Genomic DNA, 19,751 nt, shown 5'->3' on the forward strand with positions numbered 1-19,751 from the left:
GGAGGCTGTCCCGGTATGGTCAGATGTGGGGCGATTGTATAGTAAAAATGCCGGGAAACAACCGCGCGAAGCGCTCGAAACATACGGTAGATACCCGTATGCAGGCGAATGGACGTAAATTTACATGTTTAGTAAAACAAGCTAAACAGGTGGGCATGGCGGTTGCGAAAGAGCCGCCACACGGTTCGACCTTAGGGAGACACGCCATGCTCAGCACCATCCTGCTCATCGTCGTGATTCTGCTGTTGATCGGGGCCTTCCCGGCCTGGCCGTATAGCCGCACGTGGGGCTACGCGCCGACTGGCACGCTCGGCGTAGTTCTGATTGTCCTGATCGTCCTGTTGCTGATGGGGACGATATGAGGTCGCTCGCGGCGCATGGGCCGCGCGTGCGGGACCGGACGTTCAGCCGGCCGCCGCGGCGCGCTCGCCGTGCTCGGGCAGGAGGGTCGCGGTTTTGTCGACGTCGATCACCACGAGGCCCGAGGCTTCCTGTTTCGCGCGCCGCTTGGCCAGCGCCGCCAGCGACGCGATCCGTTCGCTGTTGTGCTGCGCGCCGTGGCCCGGCGCGACCTGCACGCAGCCGATCGCCATCGTCACGAAGCCGAAAAAGGCCGGGTTGCCGTGGCGGTCCTCGCCGCGAATGCCGCCCGCCTGACGGTCCGCCGGGGCGTAATAGCGCAGCGCGCCTTCGTTGAACGCTTCGATGGCGCGCACGGCGCGCTCGCGCCAGGTCTCGCTCTGGAACAGGATCAGGAAGTCGTCGCCGCCCACGTGGCCGAGGAAGTCGCGCGTCGGGTCGCAGGCGTCGGCGAGCACCGTGGCCGCGAACTTCAGCACCTCGTCGCCCTGCCAGTAGCCGTACTGATCGTTGAACGGCTTGAACTGGTTCAGATCCACATAGCACGCGTGGAAGCCCGCGTCGTGCGAGAGCAGGCGCTCGATGTGCGAGCTGATCGGAATGTTGCCGGGCAGGAAGGTGAGCGGATTCGCGTAGCGCGCGGCCTGGATGCGCACCTCGGTCACGGCGCGCACGAGGCTCTCGCCGGTGCCGAGGCCCGCGTAACGGCCGTTGTCGGTGATCACGAAGCCGTCGGCGAGATAGCGCTGGTCGTCGCTCGCGAGCAGCGTCGCCATCTGCTCGACGGTCATCGACTGCTCGATGAGCACGGGCGAGTGGTTCGCGAACTGCATACACGCCTTCTTGCCGAACAGCTCGCGATGGTAGGGCAGCGCGTAGCGGTCCATGAACGCGCGCCGGTTGATCAGCGCGACCGGCTGCTCGCCTTCGACCACCGCCACCGCATGCAGGTCGGGCAGGCGGTTGAAGAGTTCGAGCACGTCGTTGTTGGTGGCGCGGCGCGGCAGCGCGGGCGCGTGCACCATCATCTTCGCCGCGGGCGCGCCGCTTGCGTGGGCGCCGGCCGGGCGGCGCGCGTGCTCGGGGAACACGGCGATGTGGTCCGCGCGCAGCGCCTCGCGCGTTTCCTGCGCGAGCGTGCGGGCCGGCGCCATGTCGGGCCGGCCGAAGAAGAAGCCCTGGCCGCTGCCGATGCCCATGTCGCGCAAAACGATCAGGTCTGCTTCGTTTTCGATGCCTTCGGCCACGAGCCGCGCGCCGCTTGCCTGCGCGAAGTGCTGCATCGCGCGCACGGCTTCGAATTTGAGCGCGCTGTTGGCGATGTCGTGAATGAAGAAGCGGTCGATCTTCACGACGTCGGGCTGCAGGCGCACCCACAGATTCATGCTCGCGTTCGCGGTGCCGTAGTCGTCGAGCGCGAACTGGGCGCCGGCGGCGCGCAGCACGTCGACGATCCGCGTGAATTCGCCGAGATCCTCGATGGCGCTTTGCTCGGTGAGCTCGATCACCACGCGGCGGGCGTCGACCGTGCCGTCGAAGAGCGCGGGCGTTTCGCGGCCGGCGTCGGTGATCTGGCGCAGCGCGGCGGCGCTGAAGTTCAGGAACAGCTTGCCGTGGCAGCCGAGCCGCGCGAACGCCTCGATGCAGGTGCGCGCGGCGGCGTGTTCCAGCGAAGTCGTGCTGCCTTCCTCCAGCGCCTGGGCAAAGAGGGCCGCCGGCGTTTCGAGCGGCGAGCCGGCGGGACCGCGGATCAGGCCTTCGTAGCCGAGGATCGCGCCATCCTCGAAATCGACGATCGGTTGAAAGACGGCGCGCAGCTGGCGCCGGCCGATCAGACCTGCAATGCCGGGTAGGGCGGTGGGGGAGGACGCGCTGGCAGACATGGGAAAGCCGTATTCAGGCGGGGACGTCACCCTTATCGGCAGCGCGCGGAAAGAATTAAGTGAATTTTTAGTGACAGGCCGGGGCGGCCGGTCTGCGGGCAGGCGCTACTGCCGCGCGCCCGCCTGGCGCGGGGCCGGTGCCGCGCTGCGCTGGTCCGGGCGCGGGTCGGGCCGCGACTCGTCGCCGGCGTGCGCATCGCGTTCGCGGCTCATGTCGCGCGCGCCCCAGCGTTGGGCAAGCGCCGCGCACACCATCAGCTGGATCTGGTGGAACAGCATGAGCGGCAGCACGACCGCGCCCACGGCGTTCGAGGCGAAGATCACCTTGGCCATCGGCACGCCGGCGGCGAGGCTCTTCTTCGAACCGCAGAAGATGATCGTGATCTGGTCGGCGCGCGAGAAGCCGAGCTTCTTGCTCGTGAACATCGTGATGCCGAGCGCGAGCGCAAGCAGCACGGCATTCACGACGACAAGCCCGCCCAGCGCGGCAAGCGGAACGTGATGCCAGAGCCCTTCGTTGACGGCCTCGCTGAACGCGCCGTAGACGACGAGCAGGATCGACCCCTGATCGACGAACTTGAGCACGCCGCGATTGCGCTCGATCCAGCCGCCGATCACGGGGCGCAGCAACTGGCCCGCGATGAACGGCACGAGCAGTTGCAGCACGATGTTCCAGACCGTGTGCCAGGCCGAGCCGCCCCCCGCGTTCTGGTTCGAGATCACGAGGCTCACGAGCGCGGGCGTGATGAAGATGCCGAGCAGGCTCGACGCCGACGCGCTGCACACGGCGGCGGGCACGTTGCCGCGCGCGATCGACGTGAAGGCGATGGACGACTGCACGGTGGAGGGCAGCGTGCAGAGGAACAGCACGCCTGCGTAGAGGGCCGGCGTGACGAGCGGCGAAAGCACGGGCTTGAGCGCGACGCCCAGCACGGGAAAGAGGATGAAGGTGCTGGCCAGCACGAGCAGGTGCAGGCGCCAGTGGGTCGCGCCGGCGACGATCGCTTCGCGCGAGAGCTTCGCGCCGTGCAGGAAGAACAGCAGGCCGACGGCGAAATTGGTGAGCCAGTTGAAGGCGGTGGCGGCCTGGCCGTGCACCGGCAGCAGGCTCGCGAGGATCACGGTGCCGACGAGGCACAGCGTGAAGTTATCGGGCAGGAATTTCGGACGGGCCATCTGACAATCTCGGGAGCGCTTTCGCGCAGTGCGGCGCGCGGTTCTGACCGGGGCGCGCCGTTTGATCGGAGTGCCTATTGTCCTCGCAAGCCGATTGAAAAAGCAAATTCATTTGAAGAATCGATTGATGAGCAATGCGCATGAGAGTGCCCTGCTCGATACGGGTATTGCGCGGGCGATCTGGAACCGAAACCGATGGTTCGGACCGTACCCGCATTCGTTGTACAAGCACCTAACGCGCCCGAAGTGAACCCGGAGCAAACCTGGTTCCGGATGCCCGCCGGACGGCCCTCGGAAGCCGAAAAACCCAGCAGTAACACGGTGTTACAACCCTTCAGGCGGCCTAACACTTTTTGGCTCGACACCCATTCGAGGCACCCATAAATTACCGTCAAAGGACGCTCGGGTCCGCCGTGGTGGCAATCGTTACGCCCTGCGCAGGCGCGGGCGCCGGGATTGGCCCGCCATGGCCCGAATGGCGGGTCATGGCGCGAACGTCGGGCGGAAGATCGACTAATGTACGTAGGGTTGTCACGAATGGGACAGTGGGTTCTGGGCGCCGGTCTATCGGTGCTCGTCGCGCTCGCCCATGCTCAACCCGGGTATGCGCCGCATGGCGGCGGCGGTTTTCAGCGCGCGCCCATGATGCGCCCGATGTCCGGGGCCGCGCGCGGCGGCTGGGGCCCGCGCAATGCGGCGCCGGCGGCACCCGCGCGCCGCGAGGCCGGCGGGCCGGCTTACGGAGGCTCGGGCGGCGGCCGGGGCGGTTATGGCGCAACCCCCACGCGCGTGGCCGACCAGGGCGGCTGGCACGGCGGCGGTGGCGGCGGCGCTGGCCGTGAGCCGGGCGAGAACGCCGGCGGCGGGTATGGCAGCGGCGGCTATCGCGGCGGTCCGATCACGCCGGTCAGCGCGCAGGCACGCGAGGTTCCGCATCCGCCGGCCGATTCGCCGGTGCGCACCGGCTCGATCCGCGAAGACGTTGCGCGCTACAACGAAGAGCGCGGCGCTTTCCGGCCATTCCCGCGCAACGCGGGCGAGGTGCCGCATCCGCCGATGCCGTCGCCCTATCGTAACTAGTTGCCATAACGTTCCGCCTTCTCCCTCCCTCTGCCCGGACTATTTCGGGCTTCTGATGTTCTTCACACGATTGCCGCTCCTCCGACCCCCGGTTAGGACGCCTGTCTGACGCGTGGATACCACACTTTTTTAAAAATCTCTCGTCAGACATAACGCCTCTGTCATCAAATCCCGCCTTCGATATGGCGGCGCATCATTCGGGACGCAAAAATTCGCCAGATGTCCTGCCGATGCGGCTCCCAAGCCGGATCGGAACATGGTGCGGCGCGGCGCAAGCGCACTCCGGCGACCCCGGATCAGCTTTTGAAACCCGCAAACTAATCGGACCGATATACCGGCAATAACGCCGGATATTTTTGACCGCGGTATTGGTCCGCGAAGATGGGTCCGCCCAAGAACGGCACCGCCTGCGAACGACGAAAAACAAACGGTTTGCGCGAGCGCCACAGCCGCCAGTCACCCCTTTTTTTGACAAAGACAGGAGAACCCATGAATACAGCCGTTAGCCGCGCGCTGCGCACCACCTTGAAGGCGAGCGCGCTCGCCGCCGTTCTTGCCGCTGCATCGTCGTCGGCGTTTGCGCAGTCGAGCGTCCAGTTCTACGGTCAGATCGACGAATGGGCCGGTGTGACGAAATTCCCGGGGGACAACGCGGCGGTGAACGTCGGCGGCGGCGGTATGTCGACGTCGTACTTCGGCTTCAAGGGCGATGAGGATCTGGGCGGCGGCTACAAGGCGGTCTTCGCGCTGGAAAGCTTCTTCCGCGCGCAGAACGGCCAGGACGGCCGCTTCGCGGGCGACACGTTCTTCGCCCGCAACGCATACGTCGGCCTCGAGTCGCCATACGGCACGTTCACGGCAGGCCGCCTCACGACGCAGCTCTTCGTTTCGACGATTCTGTTCAACCCCTTCATCGATTCGTACACCTTCTCGCCGATGGTGTACCACACGTACCTCGGCCTTTCGACGTTCCCGACCTACACGACCGACCAGGGCGCGATTGGCGATTCGGGCTGGAACAACGCGGTCCAGTACTCCACGCCCGACATCAACGGCTTCACGGGTTCGGTGATGTACGCGCTCGGCGATCAGGCCGGCGAGAACGGCGCGAAGAAGTGGAGCGTGCAGGCTCTGTACTTCCACGGCCCGTTCGCGGCAACGGCCGTCTACCAGTACGTGAACTTCAACGACAGCCCGGGCGACATCAGCAGCATTCCCATCGACGCGAGCGGCACGCTCTTGACCACGGGCCTGAAGAGCCAGGGCGTCGGGCAGCTCGGCCTCACGTATGACCTGAAGTATGTGAAGTTCTACGGTCAGTACATGTACACGTCGAACTGGGAGCAACTGGGAAGCTGGCACGTAAACACGGCGCAGGGCGGCGTCACGGTACCGGCAGGACCGGGCACGATCATGGCGTCGTATGCGTACTCGCGCGACACGGGCGGCCTCGACCAGACGCGCCAGACGGCGGCCATCGGCTACGACTACCCGCTCTCGAAGCGCACCGACCTCTATGCGGCCTATATGTACGACCACTTCGACAACATGTCGTCGGGCATGACCTACGGCGCCGGCATTCGCGCGAAGTTCTAAGCCGCGTCTCCGGGTCTCTGGCATGCGCCCCGCGCTGTTCGCAGCGCGGGGTTTTGTTTTTTTAGGGGAGCAAAACGCGGGCGGGTTTGCATACCGGGAATTGATAAAGCGCGCACAATGGCGGCGATTGATTCCTCCTGTTTTCCGATGCTGATCCTCATTGACCCCCAACGGCGCACGCGATGGATACCCTCGTCAGCATGAACGTGTTCCGCCAGGTGGTGGAGGCGGGCAGCTTCGTCGCGGCTGCCGAACGCATGAACATGTCGGCGGCGATGGCGAGCAAGCACGTCGCGCATCTGGAACAACAGCTCGGCGCGCGGCTCCTGAACCGCACCACGCGCCGCGTCGCGCCCACCGAAGCGGGCCGCGAATACTACGAGCGTCTCGCGCAGGCGCTCACCGAACTCGACGAAGCCGGCCAGGCCGTGGGCGCCGCGAGCGTGGTCCCGCAGGGGCGGCTGCGCGTGTCGTCGCTCACCGCGTTCGGGCTGCGGCACGTGATGGGCGCGGTGGCCGACTATGCGGCCGGTTATCCGCAAGTCACCGTCGATATCACGCTTTCCGACCGGGTGGTCGAGCTGATCGACGAGGGCTTCGATGTGGCGATCCGCGCCTCGCCCTCGGGGCTCAAGTCGTCGTCGCTGATCGCGCGGCCGCTCGCCACCGCGCATATCGTGCTGTGCGCGTCGCCCGATTATCTGCGCCGCCACGGCGTGCCGAAGACGGTCGCCGACCTTGCGCGCCATCACTTCGTGCATTACGCGGGGGCCTCGGCGCAGGAGCTTGCGCCGTTCGCCGAAGGCGGCGTGCGGCCGAAGCCGGCCGGCAACCTGATCGTCAATCATCTGGAAGCCCTGCGCGTGGTCGTGCTGCAGGGTGGCGGGCTGTCGATGCTCGGCACCGAAGTGATCGGCGACGATATCGCCGAGGGCCGTCTCGTGCCGCTGCTCGTCGACGCGCTGCCCTTGCGCGAGCTGCCGATCTACGCCGTGTATGCCAGCCGGCGGCATCTGTCCGCGAAGGTGCGTTCGTTCGTCGACTTTCTTGCGCAGCGCTTCGCGGACCGCGCGCTGTGGCCCGGCGTCGAGGCGATCCGCGCAGCGGCCGCCTCGTAGGCGGCGCGGCAACACTGCTGCGTGTGCTACGGCGCGGACCGCTTCAGCGCCCCATGCCGAGCCGCGCTTTCGTTGCGTCGTACTCCTCTTTGAGCCGCGCGACGAGCTCCGCCACGGCAGGCACGTCGTCCATCAGCCCCACGCCCTGGCCCGCGCCCCAGATGTCCTTCCAGGCCTTCGCCTTGTCGCCGCCGAAGTTCATGGCCGACTTGTCCGACTCGGGCAGCGCGTCCGGGTCGAGCCCCGCGTTGACGATGCTTTCGCGGATGTAGTTGCCGTGCACGCCCGTAAAGAGGTTGGTGTAGATGATGTCGGAGGATCGGGCATCGAGGATCGCCTGCTTGTAGGCGTCCACGGCATGCGCCTCCCGCGTGGCGATGAAGCGCGTGCCCATGTAGGCGAGGTCCGCGCCCATGGCCTGGGCGGCGAGGATCGAGCCGCCGTTCGCGATCGCGCCCGAGAGCACGATGGGGCCGTCGAACATCTTGCGCACCTCGCCCACCAGCGCGAACGGCGAGGTCGTGCCCGCGTGGCCGCCCGCGCCCGCGGCCACGAGGATCAGCCCGTCCACGCCCGCTTCGAGGGCCTTTGCCGCATGACGCAGATTGATGACGTCGTGCAGCACGATGCCGCCGTAGCTGTGCACGGCGTCGATGATCTCGCGCGCCGGCGCCCGCAGGCTCGTGATGAAGATGGGCACCTTGTGCTCGACGCACACGCGCACGTCGTGCTCGAGCCGCGCATTCGACTGATGCACGATCTGGTTCACGGCGATCGGGCCGATCGTGGCGTCCGGGTTGGCCGCCTGGTAAGCCGCAAGCTCGGTCTGGATCTGCGTGAGCCAGGCGTCGAGCTGCTCGGCGGGGCGGGCATTGAGCGCGGGGAACGAACCGACGATACCGGCCTTGCACTGCGCGAGCACGAGCTCGGGATAGCTGACGATGAACATCGGCGAGCCGACGACGGGCAGCGAGAGATTTTGCAGGACGGCGGGCAATGCCATGACGAGGGTCTCCTTTCTCTGGTCCGGCTGGTGTGGGTTGGTGCGTGCTGGCGTGTGCTGGTGTGTGTTCGCGACCCGGATCGGGTGAATCAGATCGTACTGCTGCGGGGGTGCACGGGCGGTGAAATTACAACAGCGCGCCACAGCACACTACGGCGCAAGTTTTAAAACGATCGTTCGATTATAGGCACGAGATCCCGCATGAGCAGGGCGTGCGACTTTCGAGCAAGTGTTCGGTCTCTACCTTTACTCGCGCAAATCGTGACGAGCGCCGGTCGTGCGCTCCTACAATGAGGTCAGACCAACAACGACAAGAGACTCGACATGCCCTTCGACGGATTCACGCCATTCACCGTTCGCACGGCGAGCGGAATCGACATCTATGGGGTGAAGGGCGGCAAGGGGCCGCCGCTGCTGCTGCTGCACGGCCATCCGCAGACGCACATGATCTGGCATCGCTGCGTGGACGAGCTGGCACAGCACTTCACCGTGATCGCGACCGACCTGCGCGGCTACGGCGCCTCGTCGAAACCGCCGGGAGATCCGGCGCACGCCACCTACTCGAAACGCGCCATGGCCGCCGACCAGGTGGCGGTGATGCGCCACTTCGGCTACGAACGCTTTCTGGTCTGCGCGCATGACCGCGGCGCGCGCGTGGCGCACCGCATGGCGCTCGATCATCAGGGGGCGGTCGAACGCCTGATGCTGCTCGACATCGCGCCGACGCTCGCGATGTACGAGCAGACCGACCGGGCCTTCGCGACGGCCTATTTCCACTGGTTCTTCCTGATCCAGCCGGCGCCGCTGCCCGAGACGCTGGTGGGCGCGAACACCGACCTCTACGTCGAGCGCGCGATGGGCAACCGCCATGCGGGCCTCGCGCCGTTCGCGCCGGAGGCGCTCGATGCGTATCGTTCCGCGCTGCGCCAGCCCGGCGCGGTGCATGCGATGTGCGAGGACTACCGGGCTTCCGCGACGATCGACCTCGAACACGACCGCGCGGACATCGAGCGCGGCCACAAGGTGGGCTCTCCGCTGCGCGTGCTGTGGGGCGAACAGGGCGTGGTCGGCCGCTGCTTCGACCCGCTGGCGGAATGGCGCAAGGTCGCGCGCGATGTGAGTGGGCGCTCGCTTGCGAGCGGCCACTACATTCCCGAGGAAGCGAGCACGGAGCTCGTGAAGGAGATGCTGGCCTTCTTCGAGGCCAGCGGGCCCTGAGCGTCGGGCGGGGGCGCCGCGTGCGCCCGCCGGGCGCGCCACGCACGCGTTGACCGCATAATGACGCGGTCTTCGCCGCTGCCTTTCCCCATGCCGTCCCCTCCGTCCCAGACCTCCGCCGACGATATCGAACTCCGGCGCGCCAAGCGCCGCCCGCTGCTGCTGCTGGCGGCGGCCGCCTGCGTCTTCGTCGTGACGGCGTGCTGGCCCCCGGGCTTCGGAAGCGCCTTTGCCGTCGGCGCGTTCAAGGCCTGTAGCGAGGCCGCGATGGTCGGCGCACTGGCCGACTGGTTCGCGGTTGCCGCGCTATTCCGGCCGCTGCCGGTGCCGTTCGTCTCGACCCACACGGGCGTCATTCCGCACAACAAGGACCGCATTGCCGACGAACTCGCGCACTTCGTGAAGGACCGCTTTCTCGACGTCGACTCGCTCGTGGCGTTGATCCGCCGGCACGATCCGGCGCAGCGGGTGGCCGGCTGGCTGACCGACGAACGCAACGCCCAGCGCCTGGGCGATTACGTGGTGCGGCTCGCGGCGGGGTTGCTCGAGCTGGTCGACGATCCGCGCATCCAGGCGCTGATTCGCAACGGGCTGCACGCGGCGCTCGACAACATCGACCTTTCGAAGTCGATGGGCGCGGCGCTCGACACGCTGACGAGGGACGGCCGTCACCAGGAACTCCTCGACAAGCTGATCGACCAGTTCGTCGTGCTGCTGCGCGTGGAGGAGACGCGCGGCTTCGTCGCCGCGCGCATTGTCGACGGCTTGAAGGGCGAGTATCCGATCACGGAGAAAATGCTGCCCACCGCGTGGATAGGCGAGAGCGGCGCGCGCGTGCTGACGAGCGCCGTCGAGCGGCTGCTGCTGCAGATCAGCGAAGACGGCGAGCATCAGTTGCGGCAGAAGTTCGACGAGATCGTGCAGAAGCTGATCGACCGGCTGAAGACCGATCCCGCGTTTCTCGCGAAAGGCGAGGAGCTGAAGGCCAGCCTGCGCGACGACACGGCGTTCGACGACTACGCGCGCACCCTGTGGGACGACCTGCGTGCGTGGCTGCGGCACGATCTGGAGCAGCCCGATTCGCTGCTGCACGCGCGGGTGGCGGCGGCGGGCGGCTGGATCGGCAGCGCGCTGGCGGGCGACGCGAAGCTGCGCGCCGCGCTCAACGAGCATCTCGAGGAGTCCGCGCACGCGATGGCGCCGGACTTTGCCGCGTTCCTCACACGCCACATCAGCGACACGGTGAAGGACTGGGACGCTCGGAGCATGTCGGCGCTGATCGAGCAGAAGATCGGCAAGGACCTTCAGCGGATCCGCATCAACGGCACGGTGCTGGGCGGCGCGATCGGTTTCGGCCTGTATTTGTGCTCTTACTGTTTCGAGTTGTTGCGTGCGCACCTGAGCCGGTGACGCGCCATGCCCGGCACGTACCCGCGCTAATCAAGCGGCGGCAGGCGCCGCGCCACCGGCGTCGACTTGATGATGGCCGTGCTCGTCTCCGCCCGCTCGGTGACCTTGGCGAGAATTTCGTCGAGCTGCTCGATCGTATGAAGATAGAGGCGCGCGATGAAGCAGTCGTCGCCCGTGACCTTGTCGCATTCGACGAACTCGGGAATGCGCCGGATCACCTCTTCGACGAGATGCAGCTGGCCCGGCAGCGGCTTGACGCGCACGATGGCCTGCAGCGTGTAGCCGAGCGCGCGCGGATCGATCCGTACCGTATAGCCGCCGATCACCCCTTGCGCTTCCAGGCGCCGCAGCCGCTCCGACGTGCTCGGCGCCGAGAGGCCCACCGTGCGCGCGAGCTCGCTCACGGCCGCACGGCCGTCTTCGGCCAGCGCCGCGAGCAGGGCGCGGTCGATGTCGTCGAGGTTTGCCGGCTGGACCGGCGTGTGCGGGCGTTGGGTCATGATTCAAAGGCCTCGCGCGAGATGATCCTTCGATTGGAAGGTAAATCGATATGTTCACCTTAGTTTAGCCATGTCATCCGCGCTTTGCACCCAGTAAACTGGTCGGCATGACGGGCAGTTCGCGGTTGTCGCGGGCTGCGCGCCGCCCCGAACAGGACGCTTTTCCATGGCTAACCCCGAAATCCGCCGCGGCGCCGCCGAGATGGCCGTCGCGATGCTCATGTCCGGCACCATCGGCTGGCTCGTCGTCAGCTCGCGGCAGGCCCCGATCAACGTCGCATTCCTGCGCTGCGTGCTGGGCGGCGCAACGCTCGCGCTAGTCTGCGCTGCGCTCGGCCTGCTGCGCCGCTCGTTCTTCACGCCGCGCATGCTGCTGCTCGCCGTGCTGGGCGGCGCGGCCATCGTCGCGAACTGGGTGCTGCTCTTCGCCGCCTACTCGCGTGCCTCGATTTCGATGGCCACTGCCGTCTACAACACGCAGCCGTTCATGTTGGTCGGACTCGGCGCGCTGCTGCTGCGCGAGCGCGTGACGGCGTCCACCGTGGCATGGCTCGCCATCGCTTTCGTCGGGCTTGTGTGCGTGGTCGAGGTGCAGCCCGCCGTGCTCGCGGTGCCGGGCGAATATTTGCGCGGCGTGGCGTGCGCGGCCGGCGCAGCCTTTCTCTATGCCGTCTCGTCGATCATCACGCGCTACCTCAAAGGCACGCCGCCGCATCTGATCGCGCTCGTGCAGGTCGCATTCGGCGCGCTCGCGCTCGCGCCGTTCATCCACTACGCCACGTTGCCGGCCACGCCGCTGCATTGGGCGCAGATCGTCACGCTGGGCGTCGTGCACACCGGCATCATGTACGTGCTGCTCTACGGCGCCATCCAGAAGCTGCCCACGGCCATGACCGGTGCGCTCTCGTTCATCTACCCGGTGGTTGCGATACTCGTGGACTGGCTCGCTTTCGGGCAGCGTCTTGCCTGGATTCAGGTGGCGGGTGCGGCGCTGATCCTGTTGGCCGCGGCAGGGGTTAACCTGGGTTGGCGGATCGTGCCGCAACGCCGCGGCGTTCGATCGGCTTGACGGGGAATTGATTGGGATAGCGAATTAAATCGCGAGGGGAATATAGCGTTTTGTGCCGGAATTTTTAGGGAAATCACCGATGCTTCGCGCAGAAAGGCGCGAGTATGATGCCTCGACGGATTTGATCACGTCAGAGCGCGATACTCACGCTCGTCCAGAACTGGACGAGCGTTTTTTTTCGTCGGTTTCAGACCGCCGCGGCGGGCGCGAGGAGTTGCTCGCCGTTGATGGCGAGCGCACCGTTCTTCGCCAGCTCGCCCGCCAGTTCGCGCAGCAGCGCAGGCCACGCACTTTGCGGCGCGAGCTGTCGCGCCGCCGCCCGCATGGCCGCGGCGCTCCCGAGCATCGCTTCGAGCGTGGCAAACGTCATCGCACGCACTTCCAGCAGCTTGAATACGATCAGGACCTTGAGCGCGTTGCGGGCATTGCGCGCGGGATCGGCGCGCAGCCATGCGAGCCGCGAGAAGGCGCGTTCGAGCGCAGCTTCAACGTTTGCAAACGGCGCGCCGTGCCCGGGAATCACCGTCGCGACATCGAGCTTCGCGATCGCCTCCAGCACCGCCTGCTGCTCGGCGAAGCCGCTTTCGCCGTCCAGTTCGGGAAAAATCACGCCGAAGCCATGCTCCCAAAGCGCGTCTGCGCTGATCAAGAGGCGCGGGGCGGCGGCATAGAGCATCACCGAATCGGGATCGTGGCCCGGCGCGCCGATCACCTCCCACTCGAAGCCGCCCAGCACGAGCCGCTCGCCGGGCGAAAGCGTGCCGGTGAAGCTGAAGCGCTCGCAGGTTTGCCCGGTCGCGCGAAACGTGAGGCGCGCTTCGTTCCAGTCGCGCACGGTCGCCGCGCTGCACGCCGGAATCAGCGTTTCGCACGGCCACGCAGCCTGCAGTTGCGCGTTGCCGCCGCAGTGGTCGGAATGCAGATGCGTGTTCACGATCTGATCGAGCGGGCGCGCGCCCAGCGCGTGCCGCACGAGGGCAACCGTCTGCGCGGCATGCGTGGTATAGCCGGTATCGACGAGCGCCGCGCGTGCCTCGTCCACCAGCAGCACGTTGTTCGACGAAAGCCAGCCGCGTTCGAATACGCGGATCGACTGCGGCAGTTGAATCGGGATGCTCATGATTTCGGCATGACGAGTATCGTTGCGCGCCCGAGGACAACTAGTTCGCCATCCTGATTGATGGCGGTGCCGGAGAGTTTCACGAGGTCGCCGTCGAGACTCGGCTTCCACCACGCGTCCTCCACGCGCCATTCGAACGTGAGCACATCGTGCGCATAGGTGGCGCGCTTGAGCTTGATGTCGAATTCGAGCCCGAGCGGCTGCGCGTAAGTGGAGAAATGCGTGGCGAGCAGCGCCATGAAGTGCGCAGTGGGCTGCGTGCCGGAGGCGATCAGGCCGCCGAAGCGGCTTTGCGCCGCATACGCTTCGTCGTGATGCAGCGGGTTCAGGTCGTTCGCGAGCGTTGCGAACGACTTCACCGATTCGGGCGAGAGCGCGAGCGTGGAGCGGCAAATTTCGCCGATCTTCACGACGCGCGGCGGCGTGTTCATGGCGCGTCCTCGCGTCCGGCGGCAGATGGCGCTTCGTCGTTGCGCGCCGCCATCCACTGCGCGTGGCGCGCTTCGATGGCGCGCCACACCGCGCGTTTCGCTTCGTCGTCCAGGGTCGACCATGCCGCGATCTCGTCGATCGTGCGCAGGCACCCGTCGCACAGGCCCGTCGCTTCGCTCATGCGGCAGATGCCGATGCACGGCGAGGCGGTGGCAGGCGTGGCCAACGGGGAGGCGGGCGCCGTCATGCTCAGGCGTCGCGCAGCGCGACGTCCACCACCGGGGCGCCGGTCAGCGTGGCCAGTTCCTGCGGCGACAGGTTGAATACCGCATGCGGATGGCCCGCCGCGGCCCACAGGCTTTCGAGTTCGAACAGGTCGGCGTCGATGAGCGTGACGGGCGTCGTGGCATGGCCGATCGGGCAGACGCCGCCAATCGCGTAACCGGTCATCTCGCGCACGAACTTCGCATCGGCACGGCCGACATTGCCCACGTGCGCCGCCACCTTCTTCTCGTCCACACGGTTCGCACCGCTTGCGATCACGAGCACGGGCGCGCCGTCTTCGCGGCGGCGAAACAGGATCGACTTGGCGATCTGCGCGACTTCGCAGCCGAGTCCCGCCGCGGCCTCGGCGGAGGTCTTGCCGGTCTCGGGCAGCATCACCACGGGCTTCGTATGGCCGCGTTCGAGCAGCAGCAGCGCGACGCGCCGTGCCGAGTCCGGCAGCGTGTCCAGCGGGTCATGGGAAGAGGGTAGCGTTTCCGTCGTCATGGGATTCTTTCCTTCGTACTGCCATGCATAGACATAGGGGCGGTCTGTTGTCGGACCGTCAGGCGCAAGCGGCTTCGCTGCGCTGCTTCGCGAGCAGCGCCTTGCCCGCGCGCGAGACATTGTTGCGTCCGATCGCGGTCGAGATGAAGTCGCCGGCGGCAACGACCTGGTTCAGGTCGACGCCGGTGCGGATGCCGAGACCGTTCATCAGATACAGCACGTCTTCGGTCGCGACGTTGCCGGTCGCGCCTTTCGCGTAGGGGCAGCCGCCGAGCCCCGCCACCGAGGCATGGAAGATCGCAATGCCTTCCTGCAGCGCAGCGTAGATGTTCGCGAGCGCCTGGCCGTAGGTGTCGTGGAAGTGGCCGGAAAGACGCTCGCGCGGGAACACCTTCGTCACGGCTTCGAAAACCTCGCGCGTACGCTGCGGCGTGCCGACGCCGATCGTGTCCGCAATATCGATCTCGTCGCAGCCGAGCGCGGCGAAGCGCTCGACCACGTCCACGACGGACGCCACGGGCACCTCGCCCTGATACGGGCAGCCAAGCGAGCACGACACGCTGCCGCGAATGCGGATGCCGTGCTGCTTCGCCGCTTCGGCCACCGGCACGAAACGCTCGATGCTTTCCGCGATCGAGCAGTTGATGTTCTTCTGCGAAAACGCCTCGCTCGCGGCGCCGAAAATCACGATCTCGTCCGCGCGCGCGGCGAGCGCGCCTTCGAAGCCGCGCAGGTTTGGCGTGAGCACCGAGTAGATCGCGCCGGGGCGGCGCGCGATGCCGGCCATCACTTCGGCGCCGTCGGCCATCTGCGGCACCCACTTGGGCGAGACGAACGAGGCCGCTTCGATGTTCGCGAAGCCGGCGGCCGAAAGGCGGTTGATCAATTCGATCTTGGCGGCGGTGGGAACGAACTCTTTTTCGTTCTGCAGACCGTCACGCGGTCCGACTTCGACGATCTTCACTGCTGCGGGTAGGGTCATGGGTGTCTCCTGAGTCTCGTTGATCCGCCGGCGCGTGGGGCTCAATAGCCGCGCTCGATATGCACGACGCCGCTCACGGTCTCGCCGCGCGCGAGCGCTTCGATCTTGTCGGCGACCTGCGAGATGGCTTCGTCGCGCAGCGTGAGCGCCGAGCCGTGCGGCGTGATCGTGATGCGGGGCTCGCGCCAGAACAGATGGTCGGGCGCGAGAGGTTCGTTGCGAAACACGTCGAGCGTGGCGGCCGCGAGCGTGCCGTTGGCGAGCGCGTCGAGCAGATCCTGTTCGACGAGATGCGAGCCGCGCGCCACGTTCACCACATACGCGCCGCGTTCGAGTTTCGCGAACACGCCGGCGTCGAGAATGCTCTCCGTGTCCGGGGTGGCGGGCAGCAGGTTCACGAGCAGCTTGACGCCTTCGAGAAAGGCGTCGAACTGCTCGCCGCGCAGCGGGCCCGAATACGTCTCGATGCCGTCGAGATGTTTCGCACTGCGCGAGAAGCCGCGCACCGGCACGCCGAGCGAGGCAACCGCGCGCGCGACCTGGGCGCCCAGCACGCCCAGCCCGAGCACGCCCACGGTGAAGGTCTCGCGCGGATGCGGCGCGAGCACGTGCCACTCGCGGCGGGTCTGGGCGAGCGCATATTCGTCGAAGCGCCGCAGATAGCGCAGCACGGCATGCTGCACGTACTCGCTCATCTGCCACGCCATGCCCGAGTCTTCGAGGCGCACGAGCTGTGCGTCGGGCGGCAGCGTGCCCGGATGTTCATGCTCGAGCGCGAGAATTGCATCGACGCCCGCCCCCAGGTTGAAGATCGCGCGCAGCCCGCGGCGCGCCGCGAGCAGCTCGCGCGGCGGGTGCCAGACGACCGCGTAGTCGGCGGCGGCGGTATCGCCGGGTTGCCATTCGCGCAGCTCGGCGCCGGGCAGCGCGCGGGCGAGGCCGTGCAGCCAGGTGGACGCGTCGGCTTGCGGCAGCCAGAACAGGATCTTCATCGTGCGGCGGGTCTCGTGGGTGGGGGTGTGGTGACATTCTACTTTTTCGTGCCCGGGGCCGCCGGGCATTCACGCAGCGGCCCCGGGCGCGCGGCTTTGCGCCGGGCGCGCTGCAAAGCTAAGCAAAAAAAACTGGTTCGGCGCACGGGCGGCGCAGATCACAATCCATTCACGCTTGGTCGTTGCGAGGAAAAAAACATGCTTTCGAGCGCCCATCCCCGTTGGCCGCCTGGACTCGTCACCGTGCCGGGGCTGCATGGCAGCGACGGCGCGCATTGGCAGACCTGGCTCGAGCGGCAGTTCCCGCGTTCATTGCGCGCGGAGCAGGCCGACTGGGAAGCGCCCGACCTCGCGGTCTGGAGCGCGTCGCTCGGCGCCTTGCTGGCGCGCGAGCGCGGCCCGTTCGTGCTCGCGGCGCACAGCTTCGGCTGCCTCGCCGCGGCTCATGCGCTGCAGCAGGGCATTGCCGGTGCCGATGTCGTGGGCGTGCTGCTGGTCGCGCCCGCCAGTCCCGCGAAGTTCCGTTTCGCGGGACCGTTCGAGGCGAAGCGGCTGATGGTGCCGTCGATCCTGATCGGCAGCGAAACCGACCCGTGGATGACGCTCGCCGGGGCGCGCGAACTCGCGCAGCATCTGGGCAGCGCCTTCGTCAATCTCGGCGACGCGGGGCATATCAACACGGCGGCGGGATTCGGGCCGTGGCCGCGGGCGAAGCACTTCATCGACACGCTCGTGCATTGCGAGGCGCCGCGGCACCTGCGCGACGAAACGGTGGAAGCCGGCGCGCTGGCGTTTGCCTGGTAGCGCCTTGCGGGGGCGCTTCTAGATCCGCTTTGCCTCACGCAAGAGCCGTGCCGTGTGCAGCGCGATCATGCCTTCCTCGTCGGTGCGCATCGCGAAGATGGGCACGCGGCTCTCGCGCGTGCCAATGCGTTCGTTGTTGGCCGCATTCGCTTCGGCGTCGAGATCGGTGCCGAAGAGCGGCTTGAGCCGTTCGCACACCTGAGCACGGATCGGCGCGGCATGCTCGCCGATGCCGCCCGTGAACACGAGTCCGTCCAGTCCACCCAGCCCCACGGCAAGCTTGCCCACTTCCTGAGCGATGCGATGCGTATAGAAGTCGATGGCAAGCTTCGCCTGATCGCTGCCGCTCGCGAGCAGTTCGCGCATGTCGCTGCTCACGCCCGAGAGGCCCTTGAGGCCCGATTCGTGATAAAGCAGCTTTTCGATGGCGTCGTGATCCATGCCGCGCGCCATCATCCATAGCACCACGCCCGCGTCGAGCGCGCCGCAGCGCGTGCCCATGGGCAGCCCGTCGAGCGCGGTGAGCCCCATGGTCGTCTCCACGCTTTTTCCGTCTTTCATCGCGCACAGGCTCGCACCGTTGCCCAGATGCGCGACGACCACGCGAGCGCGCGCGATGTCGGGCGCCACCACGTGCAGGTGCCGGGCAATGTATTCGTATGAGAGGCCGTGAAAGCCGTAGCGGCGGATGCCGTCCTTGAAGTAGCCGTAGGGCAGCGCGAAGAGCTGCGCCATGACGCCGTTGGTGGCGTGGAACGCGGTGTCGAAGCAGGCCACCTGCGCCAGCTCGGGCGCGGCCTGGCGCACGGCGCGGATCGCCGCCAGATTGTGCGGTTGATGCAGCGGCGCAAGCGGCGTGAGCGCGTCGAGCTCCGCGATCACCTGGTCGTCGATCGGCACGGCATCGGCATGGTGCGCGCCGCCGTGCACCACGCGATGGCCGATCGCGGAAGGCGGCGTGTCGCGCAGGCCCACGGCGAGCACGAGGCGCAGCAGGCGGAAGGCGGCGTCGTGATCGGCAACCTGCGCGACCGGAAACTTTTCGTCCACGATGAGCCGCCCGTCGGCCATGTGCGCGACCACGCGCGGCGCAACGCCAATGCCCTCGATCTGCCCGCCCGCGCCAAGGATCGCGCGCGCGCCGCCTTCCACGTGCGGATCGTCGATGACGCGGTACACCGAGCACTTGATGCTCGACGAGCCCGCGTTGACGACGAGCACGACGTGACCTTCGGCGTGGGAATGCGCCTCCCGGGCGCCGGGCGAAGTGTTCACCGAAGTGCTCACATGAGCTCCGAGGTTTTGCGCGCGCGCCGCGCGTGCGCGACGAGCACCGCGATCGCGCAGCTGCCGATGCGCGATCGCACGGTGTCGGCGCGGCTCGTGAGGATGATCGGCACGCGCGCGCCGAGGACGATGCCGGCCGCTCCCGCGCCGGCGAGGAAGGTGAGCTGCTTGGCAAGCATGTTGCCGGCTTCGAGGTCGGGCACGAGCAGGATGTCGGGGTCGCCCGCCACCGGCGAGACGATGCCCTTGATGCGCGCCGCCTCCTTGCTGATGGCGTTGTCGAACGCGAGCGGGCCGTCCAGCAGGGCGCCGGTGATCTGGCCGCGGTCGGCCATCTTGCAGAGCGCGGCGGCGTCGATGGTCGAGGGCATCTTGTCGGAGACGGTCTCGACCGCCGCGAGGATCGCCACCTTGGGCCGCTCGATGCCCAGCGCCTGCACGAGCTCGATCGCGTTGCGCACGATGTCGGCCTTGTCGGCGAGCTTCGGGAAGATGTTGACGGCCGCGTCGGTAATGAAGATCGGTTTGTGATACGAGGGCACGTCCATCGCGAAGACGTGCGAGAGGCGCCGCTCGGTGCGCAGGCCCGTCGTGCCGGAGGCCACTTCGTGCAGCAGTTCGTCGGTGTGCAGGCTGCCCTTCATGAGCAGTTCCGCCTCGCCCTCGCGCACCGCGAGCACGGCGCGCGCGGCGGCGGCGTGGCTGTGCGGCGCGTCGATGACGGTGGTGTTGCCGAGCGACAGATCCGCTTCATCGGCCACGGCGCGGATCTTCGCCTCCGGCCCGATGAGGAGCGGCACGATCAAGCCGAGGCTCGCGGCGTCGAGCGCGCCCGTGAGCGATGACACGTCGCAGGGATGCGCCACGGCCGTGGGCACCGGCGCGAGGCCGCTGCAGCGCTCCAGCAGGGCAGAGTACTTGTCTTGCGATGAAGCCATGACGATCTCCTC

Annotated in this window: 20 protein-coding genes; 8 read left to right on the plus strand and 12 right to left on the minus strand. The window is 67.3% G+C overall.

Annotated elements, in window-relative coordinates; all coding sequences use genetic code 11:
* Positions 1 to 206 precede the first annotated feature (206 nt).
* Positions 207 to 362: a DUF3309 family protein gene (locus BAC01S_RS33580; protein ID WP_043200869.1), complete on the plus strand. Its 156-nt coding sequence runs from the start codon at positions 207 to 209 to the stop codon at positions 360 to 362.
* Between the two features lie 42 nt (positions 363 to 404).
* Here BAC01S_RS33580 and BAC01S_RS02270 read toward each other — a convergent pair whose 3' ends face one another.
* Both BAC01S_RS02270 and BAC01S_RS02275 read right to left on the minus strand, forming a co-directional pair.
* Positions 405 to 2,243 (minus strand): EAL domain-containing protein, encoded by a 1,839-nt coding sequence (locus BAC01S_RS02270; RefSeq protein WP_027793300.1) that lies wholly within the window; start codon positions 2,241 to 2,243, stop codon positions 405 to 407.
* A 105-nt stretch (positions 2,244 to 2,348) separates the two neighbouring features.
* Positions 2,349 to 3,419: a bile acid:sodium symporter family protein gene (locus BAC01S_RS02275; protein WP_027793301.1), complete on the minus strand. Its 1,071-nt coding sequence runs from the start codon at positions 3,417 to 3,419 to the stop codon at positions 2,349 to 2,351.
* 537 nt (positions 3,420 to 3,956) lie between these two features.
* On the opposite strand from BAC01S_RS02275, the gene BAC01S_RS02280 reads away from it, so the two are divergent.
* The 3 genes from BAC01S_RS02280 to BAC01S_RS02290 all read left to right on the plus strand — a co-directional run bounded on the left by BAC01S_RS02280 (position 3,957) and on the right by BAC01S_RS02290 (position 7,213).
* On the plus strand, positions 3,957 to 4,499 hold the full coding sequence (locus BAC01S_RS02280; RefSeq protein WP_052408676.1) for a hypothetical protein: 543 nt from the start codon (positions 3,957 to 3,959) through the stop codon (positions 4,497 to 4,499).
* Positions 4,500 to 4,988: 489 nt separating this feature from the next.
* The gene (locus BAC01S_RS02285; RefSeq protein ID WP_027793303.1) at positions 4,989 to 6,095 is read left to right on the plus strand and encodes a porin; all 1,107 of its coding nucleotides are present in this window, start codon (positions 4,989 to 4,991) and stop codon (positions 6,093 to 6,095) included.
* Between the two features lie 182 nt (positions 6,096 to 6,277).
* Positions 6,278 to 7,213 (plus strand): LysR family transcriptional regulator, encoded by a 936-nt coding sequence (locus BAC01S_RS02290; RefSeq protein ID WP_027793304.1) that lies wholly within the window; start codon positions 6,278 to 6,280, stop codon positions 7,211 to 7,213.
* 43 nt (positions 7,214 to 7,256) lie between these two features.
* Here the strand turns inward: BAC01S_RS02290 and BAC01S_RS02295 are convergent, their stop codons facing one another.
* On the minus strand, positions 7,257 to 8,216 hold the full coding sequence (locus BAC01S_RS02295; RefSeq protein ID WP_027793305.1) for an NAD(P)H-dependent flavin oxidoreductase: 960 nt from the start codon (positions 8,214 to 8,216) through the stop codon (positions 7,257 to 7,259).
* 324 nt (positions 8,217 to 8,540) lie between these two features.
* Between BAC01S_RS02295 and BAC01S_RS02300 the strand changes: the two genes are divergently transcribed.
* Positions 8,541 to 9,434: an alpha/beta fold hydrolase gene (locus BAC01S_RS02300; RefSeq protein ID WP_027793306.1), complete on the plus strand. Its 894-nt coding sequence runs from the start codon at positions 8,541 to 8,543 to the stop codon at positions 9,432 to 9,434.
* A 90-nt stretch (positions 9,435 to 9,524) separates the two neighbouring features.
* The gene (locus BAC01S_RS30090; RefSeq protein ID WP_043200872.1) at positions 9,525 to 10,844 is read left to right on the plus strand and encodes a DUF445 domain-containing protein; all 1,320 of its coding nucleotides are present in this window, start codon (positions 9,525 to 9,527) and stop codon (positions 10,842 to 10,844) included.
* Between the two features lie 26 nt (positions 10,845 to 10,870).
* Here the strand turns inward: BAC01S_RS30090 and BAC01S_RS02310 are convergent, their stop codons facing one another.
* Positions 10,871 to 11,344, minus strand: coding sequence for an Lrp/AsnC family transcriptional regulator (locus tag BAC01S_RS02310; RefSeq protein ID WP_027793307.1), 474 nt, complete (start codon positions 11,342 to 11,344; stop codon positions 10,871 to 10,873).
* 166 nt (positions 11,345 to 11,510) lie between these two features.
* Between BAC01S_RS02310 and BAC01S_RS02315 the strand changes: the two genes are divergently transcribed.
* Positions 11,511 to 12,413 (plus strand): DMT family transporter, encoded by a 903-nt coding sequence (locus tag BAC01S_RS02315; RefSeq protein ID WP_027793308.1) that lies wholly within the window; start codon positions 11,511 to 11,513, stop codon positions 12,411 to 12,413.
* 187 nt (positions 12,414 to 12,600) lie between these two features.
* On the opposite strand, the gene BAC01S_RS02320 is transcribed toward BAC01S_RS02315, so the two are convergent.
* Genes BAC01S_RS02320 through BAC01S_RS02345 form a run of 6 tightly spaced genes read right to left on the minus strand, consistent with a single transcriptional unit; the run spans position 12,601 to position 16,710 of the window.
* Positions 12,601 to 13,533: an MBL fold metallo-hydrolase gene (locus BAC01S_RS02320; RefSeq protein ID WP_043200873.1), complete on the minus strand. Its 933-nt coding sequence runs from the start codon at positions 13,531 to 13,533 to the stop codon at positions 12,601 to 12,603.
* Positions 13,530 to 13,964, minus strand: coding sequence for a MaoC family dehydratase (locus BAC01S_RS02325; RefSeq protein WP_027793310.1), 435 nt, complete (start codon positions 13,962 to 13,964; stop codon positions 13,530 to 13,532). The genes BAC01S_RS02320 and BAC01S_RS02325 overlap by 4 nt, the downstream gene beginning before the upstream one ends.
* Positions 13,961 to 14,212, minus strand: a complete 252-nt coding sequence (locus BAC01S_RS30095; RefSeq protein WP_043200874.1) for a DUF1289 domain-containing protein — start codon at positions 14,210 to 14,212, stop codon at positions 13,961 to 13,963. Before BAC01S_RS30095 ends, BAC01S_RS02325 begins: the two co-directional genes overlap by 4 nt.
* A 2-nt stretch (positions 14,213 to 14,214) precedes the next feature.
* The gene (locus tag BAC01S_RS02335) at positions 14,215 to 14,736 is read right to left on the minus strand and encodes a YbaK/EbsC family protein (RefSeq protein ID WP_027793311.1); all 522 of its coding nucleotides are present in this window, start codon (positions 14,734 to 14,736) and stop codon (positions 14,215 to 14,217) included.
* A 58-nt stretch (positions 14,737 to 14,794) separates the two neighbouring features.
* A complete protein-coding gene (locus BAC01S_RS02340) occupies positions 14,795 to 15,718 on the minus strand; it encodes a hydroxymethylglutaryl-CoA lyase (protein ID WP_027793312.1) in 924 nt (307 codons plus the stop codon).
* 41 nt (positions 15,719 to 15,759) lie between these two features.
* Positions 15,760 to 16,710, minus strand: coding sequence for a 2-hydroxyacid dehydrogenase (locus BAC01S_RS02345; RefSeq protein ID WP_027793313.1), 951 nt, complete (start codon positions 16,708 to 16,710; stop codon positions 15,760 to 15,762).
* A gap of 198 nt (positions 16,711 to 16,908) precedes the next feature.
* On the opposite strand from BAC01S_RS02345, the gene BAC01S_RS02350 reads away from it, so the two are divergent.
* A complete protein-coding gene (locus BAC01S_RS02350) occupies positions 16,909 to 17,514 on the plus strand; it encodes an RBBP9/YdeN family alpha/beta hydrolase (RefSeq protein WP_027793314.1) in 606 nt (201 codons plus the stop codon).
* Positions 17,515 to 17,532: 18 nt separating this feature from the next.
* Here the strand turns inward: BAC01S_RS02350 and BAC01S_RS02355 are convergent, their stop codons facing one another.
* Positions 17,533 to 18,789 carry an acetate/propionate family kinase gene (locus tag BAC01S_RS02355; RefSeq protein ID WP_043200972.1) on the minus strand — a complete coding sequence of 419 codons (1,257 nt, stop codon included), beginning with the start codon at positions 18,787 to 18,789 and terminating at the stop codon, positions 17,533 to 17,535.
* Positions 18,790 to 18,797: 8 nt separating this feature from the next.
* Complete coding sequence (locus BAC01S_RS02360; protein ID WP_027793316.1) at positions 18,798 to 19,739, minus strand: phosphate acetyltransferase; 942 nt, start codon at positions 19,737 to 19,739, stop codon at positions 18,798 to 18,800.
* Between the last annotated feature and the right edge of the window lie 12 nt (positions 19,740 to 19,751).

Source organism: Paraburkholderia acidipaludis NBRC 101816 (assembly GCF_000684975.1).
GTDB classification, from domain to species: domain Bacteria; phylum Pseudomonadota; class Gammaproteobacteria; order Burkholderiales; family Burkholderiaceae; genus Paraburkholderia; species Paraburkholderia acidipaludis.